This is a genomic window from Nocardioides sp. NPDC057772, from assembly GCF_042798075.1.
Taxonomy (GTDB): Bacteria; Actinomycetota; Actinomycetes; order Propionibacteriales; family Nocardioidaceae; genus Nocardioides.
In genome coordinates this window covers 1-13166 of record NZ_JBHVKN010000141.1, presented here as the reverse complement: position 1 = coordinate 13166, position 13166 = coordinate 1, and the positions used below count along the sequence as shown (strand labels likewise).

The 13166-nt window shown below is 70.5% G+C and carries 12 protein-coding genes; 1 reads left to right on the top strand and 11 read right to left on the bottom strand.

Annotated elements, in window-relative coordinates:
* Positions 1 to 101: 101 nt before the first annotated feature.
* The 10 genes from ACFVJS_RS19945 to ACFVJS_RS19900 all read right to left on the bottom strand — a co-directional run bounded on the left by ACFVJS_RS19945 (position 102) and on the right by ACFVJS_RS19900 (position 11157).
* Positions 102 to 344, bottom strand: a complete 243-nt coding sequence (locus tag ACFVJS_RS19945; RefSeq protein ID WP_008363327.1) for an RNA-binding protein — start codon at positions 342 to 344, stop codon at positions 102 to 104.
* Between the two features lie 5 nt (positions 345 to 349).
* Entirely contained in the window at positions 350 to 814 is a 465-nt protein-coding gene (rpsP, locus tag ACFVJS_RS19940; RefSeq protein WP_378883869.1) for a 30S ribosomal protein S16, read from the bottom strand.
* 171 nt (positions 815 to 985) lie between these two features.
* On the bottom strand, positions 986 to 2059 hold the full coding sequence (locus tag ACFVJS_RS19935; RefSeq protein WP_378883867.1) for an amidohydrolase family protein: 1074 nt from the start codon (positions 2057 to 2059) through the stop codon (positions 986 to 988).
* A 10-nt stretch (positions 2060 to 2069) separates the two neighbouring features.
* On the bottom strand, positions 2070 to 3782 hold the full coding sequence (locus ACFVJS_RS19930) for an FHA domain-containing protein (protein ID WP_378883865.1): 1713 nt from the start codon (positions 3780 to 3782) through the stop codon (positions 2070 to 2072).
* A gap of 79 nt (positions 3783 to 3861) precedes the next feature.
* On the bottom strand, positions 3862 to 5889 hold the full coding sequence (locus ACFVJS_RS19925; protein WP_378883862.1) for a glycoside hydrolase family 3 protein: 2028 nt from the start codon (positions 5887 to 5889) through the stop codon (positions 3862 to 3864).
* Positions 5890 to 6019: 130 nt separating this feature from the next.
* On the bottom strand, positions 6020 to 6382 hold the full coding sequence (locus ACFVJS_RS19920) for a hypothetical protein (RefSeq protein ID WP_378883859.1): 363 nt from the start codon (positions 6380 to 6382) through the stop codon (positions 6020 to 6022).
* Positions 6383 to 7945, bottom strand: coding sequence for a signal recognition particle protein (gene ffh / locus ACFVJS_RS19915; RefSeq protein WP_378883857.1), 1563 nt, complete (start codon positions 7943 to 7945; stop codon positions 6383 to 6385).
* A gap of 169 nt (positions 7946 to 8114) precedes the next feature.
* Positions 8115 to 10376, bottom strand: coding sequence for a [protein-PII] uridylyltransferase (locus ACFVJS_RS19910; RefSeq protein ID WP_378883871.1), 2262 nt, complete (start codon positions 10374 to 10376; stop codon positions 8115 to 8117).
* Between the two features lie 53 nt (positions 10377 to 10429).
* Entirely contained in the window at positions 10430 to 10768 is a 339-nt protein-coding gene (locus ACFVJS_RS19905) for a P-II family nitrogen regulator (protein WP_378883854.1), read from the bottom strand.
* Positions 10769 to 10818: 50 nt separating this feature from the next.
* Entirely contained in the window at positions 10819 to 11157 is a 339-nt protein-coding gene (locus ACFVJS_RS19900; RefSeq protein ID WP_378883851.1) for a P-II family nitrogen regulator, read from the bottom strand.
* 196 nt (positions 11158 to 11353) lie between these two features.
* Here ACFVJS_RS19900 and ACFVJS_RS19895 point away from each other — a divergent pair, with 196 nt between their 5' ends.
* Positions 11354 to 12400, top strand: coding sequence for a class I SAM-dependent methyltransferase (locus ACFVJS_RS19895; RefSeq protein WP_378883848.1), 1047 nt, complete (start codon positions 11354 to 11356; stop codon positions 12398 to 12400).
* A gap of 123 nt (positions 12401 to 12523) precedes the next feature.
* Here the strand turns inward: ACFVJS_RS19895 and ACFVJS_RS19890 are convergent.
* Positions 12524 to 13166, bottom strand: a 643-nt coding sequence (locus tag ACFVJS_RS19890; RefSeq protein WP_378883845.1) for a glycosyltransferase family 2 protein, incomplete at its 5' end; no start/stop codon positions are given.

Below are 13166 nucleotides of genomic sequence, written 5' to 3'. Positions count from 1 at the left end.
TTGCATTGCCAGAGAAGTGCAGGTTTACCCGGTTAACCGGGTAAACCAACGGGCGCCACCCCCGAGGAGCGACGCCCGTTGTGAGTTGGTGCAGCCGGTGCTCAGCGACCGCCGTCGACGTCGACGAAGTCGATCCGCGCGCCGCCCTTGCCGGCCAGCGCGGAGATGACCGTGCGGAACGCGGTGGCGGTGCGGCCGCCGCGGCCGATCACCTTGCCGAGGTCGTCGGGGTGCACCCGGACCTCGAGGACGGAGCCGCGACGAAGCTGCTTGTCGCGCACGCTCACCTCGTCCGGGTTGTCGACGACTCCTCGGACGAGGTGCTCGAGAGCTTCGGCGAGCATGCTGCTCAGGCCTCGGCCTCAGCGGCGGCAGGAGTCTCCTCGGCCTTGGGCTCCTCAGCCTTGGGCTCCTCGGCCTTCTCGTCCTTCTTGGCGGACTTCTTGGTGACGGCCTCGGCACCGGCGGAGGCGTGCGCCTCGGCGAGGGCCTTGTTGAAGAGCTCCAGCTTGTCGGGCTTCGGCGGGGCGACCTTGAGGGTGCCCTCGGCGCCCGGGAGACCCTTGAACTTCTGCCAGTCGCCGGTCACCTTGAGGATCGCCTCGAGAGCCGGGGTCGGCTGGGCGCCGACGCCGAGCCAGTACTGGGCGCGCTCGGAGTCGACCTGGATGAAGCTCGGCTCCTCCTTGGGACGGTAGAGACCGATCTCCTCGATGACAGCGCCGTCGCGCTTTTTGCGGGAGTCGACGACGACGATGCGGTACTGCGGAACCCGGATCTTGCCCAGGCGCTTCAAGCGGATCTTGACAGCCACTGTTGGTGGTATTCCTTCGGAATCGAATATGGGTGAAGAGGCCCGTGTCGGTGTGGGGACACCCGTCAGGCAGCTTCGGCGGGCACTGTGCGCCGGGTGAGAGGGTCCCTGCGCACAGGACACGCCCCTCAGTTTGCCAGAGGTCCCCGGCACCAGCGAAATCTCAGGATCTCAGGCGTAGACCTTCCCACGGAGCACGACGGCCGTCGGACGGCCGAGGACGGTGAGGTCGTCGAGGGGGTTGGTGTCGTAGACGACGAAGTCGGCGGGGTCACCCTCGGTGAGTCCGGGGTTCCAGCCCAGCCACTCCCGCGCGCGCCAGGAGGCGGCCCCGAGCACGACGTCGGCGGGAAGGCCGAGGTCGTGCATCGCCAGGACCTCCTTGGGCAGTACGCCGTGCAGCTGGTCGCCCGCGCCGTCGGAACCGGCATAGAGGGCGACGCCCGCCTCGTAGGCGCTCATGATCGTCTCGCGGCGGCGTGCGTAGAGGTCCTCCATGGTGGCGGCGTACGTCGGGAACTTGGGCGCCGCGGCGGCGGCCAGACCAGGGAAGATCTCCAACTGGGCGACGGTGGGGACCAGCGCGGTGCCCTGCTCGGCCATCGCCTCGACGAGGTCGGGGGTCAGGCCGGTGCCGTGCTCGATGCAGTCGATCCCGGCCTCGATCAGGCCGGGCAGCACCTCGCGGCCGAAGCAGTGGGCGGTCACCCGCGCGTCGTTGTCGTGGGCCACCTTGATCGCCTCGGCGAACGACTCGGTCGGGAAGGACGGCTTCAGGTCGCCCTCGGAGCGGTCGATCCAGTCGCCGACGAGCTTGACCCAGCCGTCGCCGGAGCGGGCCTGCCGCTCGACGGCCTCGGCCAGACCGTCGGGCTCGACCTCGTCGGCGTAGTTGCGCATGTAGCGCTTCGTACGTCCGATGTGGCGGCCGGCGCGGATCAGCCGCGGCAGGTCGTCGCGGGACTGCACCCAGCGGGTGTCGGCGGCGGAGCCCGCGTCCCGGATCAGCAGGGCACCGGCGTCGCGGTCGGCGATCGCCTGTGCCTCGGCGGTCTCCGCGTCGACCGCGCCGTCGGGTCCCAGCCCGATGTGGCAATGGGCGTCGACGAGGCCGGGGACGATCCAGCCGGAGGCGCCGATCTCCGCCCCCGACGGCCGCTCGTAGGTGATGCGGCCGTCGAGGACGTAGAGGTCCCGCACCTCTCCATCGGGAAGGACCGGGCCGGAGAAGCGCAGAGCAGTCATGTGACGCAGGTTACCTACTCGACGGCACCTTGACCCCAGCCGCCTCGAGGATCGGGAAGTGCTGGGCGAGCGGGATGACCTGGCCGGTGACGACGTTGCTCTCGTCCCACCCGATGGAGGTCGGTACGCCGACGAGCTCGCCGTCGTCGTTGACCGCGGAACCACCGGAGTTGCCGCTGGAGATCCGCGCGGTGACGTCGAAGACGGCGCGCTCCTCCCCCTCGAACGAGAGGATGGTGGCGACGTTGCCCTCCGCGACCGTCGGCGGCTGGAAGAGCACGCCCTCCTTGTCCGCGAAGCTCTCCTTCGGCAGCATCGGGAAGCCGATCGTGGCGATGAAGTCACCGCGGTCGACCGCGTCGGAGTCGCCGAGCGAGATCGTCGGCAGGTCCAGCGAGGACGGGTCCACCGCGTTGCCCTCGGCGTCCGCGACGATCTGCACGACCGCGCTGTCGACCTCGCCGTCGGACTCGATGACCTTGGCGACGTAGTCGGGCTCGCCGACCTTGTAGCCCTCGGCCGGGTCGGTCAGGTGGATGTTGACGAACTCGGGCGAGACCTCGCCCCGCGCGGCGTACTCCGGGATCTTGGCCGGGTCGGCGACGTGGGCGTTGGTGAGGATCTTGCCGTCGGAGGTGACGATCGAGCCGGAGCCCATCGCGATGGTGTCCTCGGTCGGCGCGTAGGTGATCCAGACGGCGGCCCGCTGCGCGCTGTTGAGCTCGTCCTTGGTCAGGCCGGTGTCCTGGGCGGCCGGGTCACCGCCGGGTACGACGAACATCGCGACGACGAGTCCGATGACCACGATCGCGGCCGCGGCCCCGATCCCGCCCCACAGCAGGAGCTTGTTACGGCGCTTGGCGGCGGCGCGGGCGACCTCCACCTCGGCGGCGTAGATCGGGATGACCTTGAGGATCTCGCCGGCGACCGGGTGACCGAGGCGGATCTCGGTCTCCTCGTCGATGTCCTCACGGGCCAACGGCTTCCCCTTGAGGAAGGAGCCGGTCTGGGAGGCGTTCTCGAAGGTCCAGCCACCCGGCTTCGCGACCAGGCGGGCGTGCTGGCGCGAGACGCCCTGGTCCTCCAGCACGACCGCGTTGTCGGCCGCGCGGCCGATGGTGACGGTGACCGGGTGGCGGAAGCGGTGCTCCTTGCCCTCGGCCACCAGCAGCAGGTCGGGGCCGGTCGGCGGGGTCGGCGGCTGCCCGGGCGCCGAGGGCCGCGCCATCCCAGGGGCGATCGTCATCTCGGAGATCCCGTCGTCCGCCGACGGAGCCGGGGGTGCGGGCGGCTGGTAGCCGGGAGCCACGGGGGCCGCTGCGGACGCCCCGGCGGGCGGGGCCACGGTCGCGCCCGGACCGGGGAGACCCGCCGGCGGAGGCGGAGGAGCCGGCGCCTGAGCACGCGGAGCCCCGGCCGCCACGGGTGCATCGTCGAGGGTGACGGTGATCGTCGAGCCCGGCCCGGGAGGGCCCAGCTGGATCTCGGTCGCTCCGGTCAACGGCACCTCGGTGACGCGGCTGCCGGAGACGTACGTCCCACCGGCGGAGCCCACGTCGACCAGCTTCCACCCGGACGGGTCCGGGCGGAGCTCGGCATGAGCACGCGAGACCGAGGAGGACGAGAGCACCACGTCGGCATCAATCGAGCGACCTATTCGGACGATCTTGTCGGGCGGGAAGCTGAGCGCACGTCCCGATACGTCCACGCGAAGCGTCTGCATGCACAGATCATGCACCGAAATGGCCCGATCCAAGCGTCGCGAATCGAAGATTCGCCCAACTCGGACCGGGCCATCTCATCTAGCGGCGAGTCCTCAGACCGTGTCCGTACGCAAACAGCGGGTCATAGTCCGAATCGCCGATGTTGATCGGCTCCTGGGCCACCGAGCGCGGCCACGTCACCGGGAGCTTCCCGGTGAACGCGCGCTTGCCGAAGAGCACGTCGGCGACGCCTTTGCCCTCGCTGCCCGGCAGCCAGGAGGCGACCAGAGCGTCGATCTGACCGAGGAGCTCGGGCGGGATGATCATCGGACGCCCGGACACGACCAGCACGGTGCAGGTCGCCGCCGCCGCGCAGACCGTCTCGATCGCCGCGGTGTCGGCGTCACCGAGGTGCATCGTCAGCGCCGGCCTGAGCACGCCGCCCTCGCCCGGGTCGTAGCCCCAGCGCGGGCCGCCGACGTCACCGAAGCCCTCGGCGTACGGGTGCTCGCCGACGACCACCACACCGTGCGCGCCGGCCGGGACCGGCGCGGAGGCGTCGGGCGAGTGGGTCACCTCGCCACGGGCGGCGGACTCGATGCCGTCGAGGATCGTGTCGCCCGGGATCTGGTGGGTCGAGTTGCCCTGCCAGGTGATCGTCCACCCACCGGCCTGGTCGCCGATGCTGTCGGCCTTGCTGCCCGCGACGTAGACGTCGTCGCCGCCGGAGAGCGGGAGCGTGTGCCCGGCGTTCTTCAGCAGGACCTGCGACTTCGCCACCGCCTCGCGGGCGACCCGACGGTGGGCGGCGCTGCCGATCTCGTCGATGTTGCGCCGGTCGGTGAACGGCTTCTCGAAGAGGCCGAGGTCGAACTTCGCGGTCAGGATCCGGGCGACGGCATCATCGATGCGGGCCATCGGGACGGCACCGTCCTCGACCGCCGCGATCAGCGTCTCGATGAACTGCGGATAGCCGACCGTGTCACCGGAGAACGGCTCCATGAACATGTCGACACCGGCGTTGACCGAGATGGCCACCTGCTCGGCGTACGTCCCCGGGATCTGGTGGATCGCCCGCCAGTCGGAGATCACCAGGCCGTCGAAGTCCTGCTTCTCCTTCAGCCACCCGGTGACGAGCTCCTCGTGGGCGTGCATCTTGAGCGGGTTGCCGAGGCCGTCCTCGGTCCAGTCGACGCTCGAGAAGGACGGCATCACCGAGCCGACGTCGTGCTTCCGGATCGCGGTGACGTACGGCGAGAGCGCGAGCTTCGCGAACTCGGCGCGCGATGCCTGGGTGACGCCCTGGTCGATGGTGTAGTCGCCCTCCCCCGTGCCGAAGGTCGTGAACCCGTCGCCGGCGAAGTGCTTGGCGGTCGCGAGCACTCGGTCGGGGTCGTCGAGCTCGCCGCGGTCGCCCTGGAACCCCTCGATCATCTGTGCCATCTTGGCGGCGAGCCTGGGTTCCTCACCGAAGGATTCGTACGTCCTCCCCCACCGATCGTCGCGAGCGACGCAGATGCACGGGGCGAAGGTCCACTGCGGCCCGGAGGCGCGGGTCTCCTCGGCCGTGATGTGCCCGATCCGCTCGGCGAGCTCCGGGTCACGGGTGGCACCCAGGCCGATGTTGTGCGGGAAGACCGTCGCCCCGTTGAGGTTGCCGTGGCCGTGGACCGAGTCCACGCCGTAGAGCAGCGGGATCCCCAGCCGGGTCGAGAGCGCCTGCTCCTGGAAGGCGTCGACCGTGTCAGCCCAGGCCTCGGGGGTGTTCTCGGCCGGGGTCGAGCCGCCGCCGGACAACACCGAGCCGAGCCCGAGGGTGGCGATCTGGCTGGGATCTGCGGCGACGTCGGCGCGCTCGGCCTGGGCCATCTGGCCGACCTTCTCGGCCAGGGTCATCCGGGCGAGCAGGTCCGCGACACGGGTCTTCGTGGGGAGGCGCGGGTTCTGGTAGGGCAGCGCGTGGCCCGATCGGGTGGCTGAGGTGCTGGCTGCGGGGTCGGCTGCGGTGCGGGCGGTGGTGTTGGCAGAAGCCGCGGTGGACGCGGGGGTGACGAGGAGCGTGGCGCAGAGCAGGCCGGCGAGAGCCGAAGCTCCACCGATCGCGCCGCGCTGTCTGTGTGATCGCACGGGACAGGCCTCCTGAGAGTGATCTGCCGGCGCCTCGGCGGTGAGGCGCCAGGGCTCGTGAGAGCGCTCCCAGCGTGACGGCGATCACACTCGGGGTCAATGGCTACGCGTGCGTAACCGCGCGAAATCCTCAGATCTGGTCAAGCAGCCAGGACGGGCCCAGCGCGGTGGCGCCGCCGCAGCGCGCCTGCAGCATCCGGTCGGCGGTCACCAACGTCACCCGGTCACCCTTCTCCAGCGCCTCACGGACGGCACCGACGATCGCGGCGTCACCGTCCTTGGGCGCGTGGACAGTCTGGACATGTGCGTCCCGCCCAGGACGTACGCCGCCCTTGGCCTGTCCCTCCAGCACCAGGACGATCCGGTCGTGTGGGAGATCGGCGACCAGGAGCGCCTCGTGCAGCCGGCGCGCGGCACCGGCGCGGTCCTTCCACCAGCCGTCGGGGCGGGCGCCGACGACGTTCGCGCCGTCGACGACGAGGACCGTCGACACTTACTTGAGGAACTTGGAGAAGTCCGCGGGCAGGTTGAGCTCGGCGGCCGCCTTCTCGTAGTCGATCTCCTCGCCTCCGGGCACCCCGAACGGGTTGGCGGCGGCCGGCTTCTTCTCGGCTGCGGCCTTGGCCTGCTGGGCGGCCTTGGCCGGGTTGCCGGATTTGCGCGCGCCCTTGCCCTTCTTCTTCTGGGCGACCTGCTTGGCGCCGGCGCGCTTGCCGAAGCCGGCACCAGGGGCGCCCGGCATACCGGGCATCCCGCCGCCGGAGGCCAGCTGCTTCATCATCTTCGACGCCTCGGTGAAGCGCTGGATGAGCTGGTTGACGTCGGAGACCTGGCGGCCCGATCCCTTCGCGATGCGGGCGCGGCGGGAGCCGTCGAGGATCTTGGGGTTGGCGCGCTCGGCCGGGGTCATCGACTGGATGATCGCCTTGATCCGGTCGATCTCGCGCTCGTCGAAGTTGTCGAGCTGCTCACGGAACTGGCCCATGCCCGGCAGCATGCCCATCAGCTTCGACATGGAGCCGAGCTTCTGGAGCTGCTGCATCTGCTTGAGGAAGTCCTCGAGCGTGAACTCCCCGGTCGCGAGCTTGGCAGCGTCCTGCTGGGCCTGGGCCTGGTCGAAGGTCTTCTCGGCCTTCTCGATCAGGGTGAGCATGTCGCCCATGTCGAGGATGCGGCCGGCCATCCGGTCGGGGTGGAACAGGTCGAAGTCGGTCATCTTCTCGCCGTTGGAGGCGAACATGACCGGCTTGCCGGTGATCTGGACGATGGAGAGGGCCGCACCACCGCGGGCGTCGCCGTCGAGCTTGGTGAGGACCACACCGTCGTAGCCGACGCCGTCGAGGAAGGCCTGGGCGGTGTTGACCGCGTCCTGACCGATCATCGCGTCGACGACGAAGAGGACCTCGTCGGGGTTGACCGCCGCCTTGATGTCGGCGGCCTGCTTCATCAGCTCCTCGTCGATGCCGAGGCGGCCGGCGGTGTCGACGATGACGACGTCGTGGAGCTTGCGCTTGGCCTCCTCGACGGCCTCGCGGGCGACCGCGACGGGGTCACCCACGCCGTTGCCCGGCTGCGGCGCGAAGACGGGGACGTTGACCCGCTCACCGTTGACCTGGAGCTGGTTGACCGCGTTGGGCCGCTGCAGGTCGGCGGCCACCAGCAGCGGCGCCTTGCCCTGCTCCTTCAGCCACAGCGCGAGCTTCGCGGCCAGGGTGGTCTTGCCGGCACCTTGCAGACCGGCGAGCATGATGACCGTCGGGCCGGTCTTGGCGTAGCGCAGCCGGCGGGTCTCGCCACCGAGGATCGTGACCAGCTCGTCGTTGACGATCTTGATGATCTGCTGGGCGGGGTTCAGCGCCTGGCTGACCTCCTCGCCGCGCGCCCGCTCCTTGACCCGAGCGACGAACTCGCGCACCACCGGCAACGCGACGTCGGCCTCGAGCAGCGCGATCCGGATCTCGCGAGCGGTGGCGTCGATGTCGGCATCGGTGAGGCGGCCCTTGCCCCGGATGTTCTTGAACGTCGTGGCGAGCCGGTCGGAGAGCGTGGCGAACAAAGCGGTCCTTCAGCAGAGTGGTTGTCCTGCAAAGACTAACGAACGGGCCCATCTCGTACGTCATCTGCAGGGTGCTCGAGGTAACTGGACGGGCACTTCGTGGACTTGATGGGTGTTTCAGTGCCCGTCAAGCCCAGGGATACCCGGTCGACCGGGTATCCCAGCCCACTCACTCGAGGGCAGCACGGACCGCGTGCGCCGCCTCGGCCGCGCGCTGCTCGGCGAGGGCGCCGGCTGAGGCCTCCTGCAGATAGAACACGTCGACGGCCTGCGGGCCGAGGGTGGAGATGTGGGCGGAGCGGACGGCGATCTCCATCCGGGCCAGCGCGGCGGCGACGGTGTAGACGACCCCGGGGCGATCGATGGTGCGCACCTCGAGGACGGTGGCTTTGCTGGAGGCCTCGGGACGTACGGCGACCGAGGGCTCGCTGCGCCGCGCGGCTGCGCTGGGCGCCAGCCGGGTCGCCGGGTCGAGGCGTCCCTCGGTAATCGCCGAGAAACGGGTACGCAGCACCGCGGCGTCGACGTAGGAGTCGTCGAGATCCCACACGCTGACCCCGAAAGCACCCTGCGGCCAGGCACGACACGCCCTGACCGGAAGCCGCGCGACCGCGAAGGTGGCCGCCAGGTCGGCGAGCAGGCCGAGCCGGTCGGGCGCGATCACCCACACCCGGGCGCCGTCGGCGAGCGGCTCGGCACGGAAGGAGGCGGCCCCGGAACGTACGCTCTCGGGGATCTCCACGGCGGCCTGCGGCCGCTCCCCCGCGGCGATGCCGGTGTCGAGCACCCGCGCGGCCCGCGCGGCGAGGTCGAGGATGAGCCGGGCCCGCCAGCTGGTCCAGGCCTGGGCGCTGGTCGCCCGCGCGTCGGCCTCGGTGAGCGCGGTGAGGAGCGCGAGCGCCTCCGCGTCACCCATCGTCTCCACCACGAGGTCGACGGTGGCCGGGTCGTCGGGGTCGCGGGTGGTCGCGGTCACCGACAGCAGCAAGTGCCAGCGCACCAGCAGCGCGATCAGCTCGACCTCCTCGTCAGGGAACCCCATCCGGGCGGCGATCCGGCGGGCGATCGGCTCCCCCGCGACGCTGTGCTCGGTCAGCGACCCCTTGCCGATGTCGTGGAGCAGCGCCGCGACCAGCAGCACGTCCGGGCGAGCGACGCGGGGCAGCAGCGCGACGGCCTCGATGCAGGTCTCGATGGTGTGCCGGTCGACGGTGAAGCGGTGGATGATCGAGGCGTGCGGCAGCAGCCGGATCCGCTCCCACTCGGGCAGGATCCGAGAGACCGCACCCGTCTCCTCCAACGTCTCCCAGACCGCGAGCAGGCCGCGTCCGGAGCCGAGCAGCCGGAGGAAGAGATGACGCGCCTCCTCCGGCCACGGCTCGGCCAGCGCCGGGGTGTCCCGGGCCAGTCGTGCGGCGGTCGGTGGTGCCAGGGCGACGCCATGCTCGGCGGCGAGCGCCGAGGCACGCAGCAGCATCAACGGGTCGCGCGACGGCCGGGCACCCGGCACCAGCACCACCTCGCCGGAGGCGAGCGCCAGGCCACCACCGAGCGGCGCCAGCTTGGGACGCCGCGGCGCCCCGGGACGTGAGCGCTCGAGGACCCCGTCCACCCGGCGCCAGGCCAGGCGGGACAGGTGGGTGAGGCGGCGGCCGATGGTGCGTACGTGGGCCTGCGCGGTGCGGGCGTCGGCCAGCTCGAGCCGCTCGGCGAGCTGGTCCCACATCTCCGGTACGACCCGGTCGGTGGCCCGCCCGGCGATCTCCTGCACCAGGTCGCGTACGTCGAGCAGGGCCCGCCGCGACTTCTCCAGGTCGACCGCGGGCACGTCGACCAGCCAGGTCGCCACGATCGCCTTGATCACGACCGCATCCCGCAGCCCGCCGTACATCTCCTTCAGGTCGGGCACCGAGGCGTGCGCGAGCTCGCCGGCGCGCCGGTGCCGCTCCACGCTCATCGTCCTCAGCTCGGGCAGCAGGGAGCGGGCATGCTTGCGCCAGTGCGCCAGCATCGTCGTACGCAGCCGCAGCACGAGCCCGCGGTCGCCGGCCAGGTGCCGGATGTCGAGCAGTCCCAGCGCCACCCGGAGGTCACCGCTCGAGGCGGAGAGCATCTCCGAGAACGACCGCACCGAGTGGTCGAGCTTGGGCGCGGCGTCCCAGAGCGGATACCAGACCTGCTCGGCCACCGGTCCTGGCGAGACGGCATCGTCGTGCACCAGGACCAGGTCCCAGTCGGAGAAGGGCGCGAGCTCCCCGCGCCCGTATCCGCCGACCGCGACCAGGGCGACCCCGACCTCGGGGCCGCCGGCCGCGGCGTACGCCTTGGCGCACTGCTCATCGGCCTGGGCCGTGCGCTCCGCCCGCCCTTCAGCGGTCACGTCGCCGCGATCGTTGGAAGAGGCCAGGATACGAACGCGACGACGCGACAGTCCTGACTGTCGCTCGCTGGCGCTCGCTCATACCCGCCCCCTGGTTACGAGATTCAGATCGCGGCGTCGTCGCGGTCGCCGGTGCGGACCCGCACGATGGTCTCCAGCGGGGAGACCCAGACCTTGCCGTCGCCGATGCGCTCGGTCTTCGCCGAGGTCTCGATGGCGCTGACCACCGAGTCGACCTCCTCGTCGGGCACGGCGATCTCGATGCGGATCTTCGGGACCAGGGCGACGTCGTACTCAGCACCGCGGTAGACCTCGGTGTGGCCCTTCTGCCTGCCGTAGCCCGAGACCTCGGAGACGGTCATGCCGGTGACGCCGACAGCTTCGAGGGCGACGCGGACGTCCTCCCATTTGTGGGGTTTGATCACTGCCGTGACGAGCTTCATTTGTCTCCTCCGGTGGGGATTCGATGGACCGACACTGCGAGGAAGCCTAGTCAGAGCGCGTCGGTGTCGCGCGCACCGGTCCGTACGCGGACGACGGACTCGATCGGACTGAGCCAGACCTTCCCGTCACCGATTCGGCCGGTCTGTGCGGTCTTCACGATGATCCCGACGACGTCCGCGGCATCGTCGTCCTCCACCACGATCTCGATGCGGATCTTCGGCACCAGGGCGATGTCGTACTCCGCGCCGCGGTAGACCTCGGTGTGGCCCTTCTGCCGGCCGTAGCCGGAGACCTCCGAGACGGTCATGCCGGTCACACCGAAGGCCTCCAGGGCCTCGCGCACGTCCTCCCACTTGTGGGGTTTGATCACTGCGGTCACGAGCTTCACGAGAGGGCGCCTCCAGAGGTCCTTGATCCTGCCATCTTCACCGCCACCTTCGCCCGGGGACGTTTCGACACCCCGAGGCGTCTGTTTCCTCTGTGTAACAGACCTTTTCACCGTACGTCGCCGAAGCATGGAAACAGCCCGCAAATCACCCGTGCCGGACCCGCGCGAGGCCACCAAAGGTCGCTACCCTCGTCGCATGTCGCACTACGCCGTCGAGATCGACCTCGATCATCGCAACACCAGCCACGTGCAGGTCCTCGACCTGGCTGAGTCGGCCGCCTCGACGGGCGGAGGGAAGCGGGTCCTCGACGTGGGCTGCTGGACCGGCGAGATCGGCCGGATCCTCACCGAGCGCGGCTGCACGGTCACCGGCATCGAGATCGACCCGGAGGCAGCCGGCCTGGCCGAGAAGGTCCTGGAGAGGGTGATCGTCGCCGACCTCGACGCGACGCCGCTGACCGAGATCGTCGAGCCCGGCTCCTTCGACGTGGTGATCTTCGCCGACGTGCTCGAGCACCTCGTCGACCCGCGGGCGGCGCTGGAGCAAGCCCGTGAGCTGCTCGCCCCCGGCGGCCGGGTGGTCATCTCGATCCCCAACGTGACCCACGGTTCGATCCGTCTCGCCCTGCTGCAGGGCCGCTGGCGCACCACCGACACCGGCCTGCTGGACCGCACCCACATCAAGTTCTACTCGCGCGAGGGGCTGCTGGCGCTCTTCGCCGAGGCCGGCTACGCCGTCGAGGACCTGCGTGGCACCACCGCCGACCCGCTCAACGTCGAGGTCGCGGTCGACCCCCGCCAGCTCCCCGACGTCGCCGTCGAGTGGGTCCGTCAACAGCCCGACGCGCTCGTCTACCAGTTCCAGCTCGCCGCCCGGCCGCTCGCCGAGGGCGAGCTTCCGCCCGCCCCGCCCGAGCTCGTCCAGGCCGCCCCGGCCGACGAGGTCCGGTTCCGCGACGAGCACACCAGGCAGTTCGAGGAGGCCACCCGCTCCCGGCTGGCCACCCGCGACCACATCCTCGGCATCCAGGCCTCCGCCAACTCCGCCCAGGCGCGGGTCGGCACCCTGTCCAAGCAGCTGCGCGAGGCCCGCGAGGTCAACCGGCGCCGCCGCGAGCGCATCGAGCGGCTGCGCGGCAAGGTCGCCGGCCTCGAGGCCGATCTGACCTACGCCAACCGTCACCCGGTGCGGAACTTCGGCCGCCGCGTCGTCCGCCGCCTCCGCCGCGCCGCCCAGTCCTAGCCCAGCGCCGGAGCGCCCCTCGTCTGGACGCAGCGTAGCGAGGAGCGTCAGCGACGAGCGGAGCGGAGGAAGACGAGGGTCGAGCGGAGGCGCTGCGCGACGTGCGAAGCAATCGCATTCAACTCAGCGGACGTTGTTGGAGTAGCCCTCGCGTACGTGCGTGTAGTCGCCCCAGCGGTTGTTGACGAAGTCCTTCTCCCAGTCGTGGACCGCGTTGTCGCGGCTGACCGACTCGAAGTGGAACAGGACGACGTCGTGGAGCCAGACCAGACGCAACCCGAGTGAGCGACGGACCTTGAGACACAGGTCGACGTCGTTGTAGTTGACCGGCAGGCGCTCGCTGAACCCGCCGGCCTCGAAGAAGACCTCACGGCGCATCGCGACGCAGGCACCGGTGAGCGCGGAGGTCTCCCGGTTGATGTGCAGCTCGCCGTGGTTGCCGCGCTCCTCGGGGCGCGCCCGGTAGTAGGCGTGGGTGATGGTGCCACTGCCGTAGACCAGCCCGGCATGCTGGATGCGGAGGTCCTCGAAGAGCAGCTTGGGACCGGTCATGCCGACTCCCGCCTCGCGCAGCGGCGCGATCAGGTGCTCGATGACGCCCTCGGAGTAGGCCTCCATGTCGTCGTTGAGGAAGACCAGCACGTCGCCGCGCGCGTGCGCGGCACCGACGTTGCACTTGGCGCTGAAGCTGAACTTCTCGGTGAACTCGACGAGCTTGATGTCGGCGCCCTCGATCGCCCGCAGCGCTTCCAGCACCGGTGCCGGG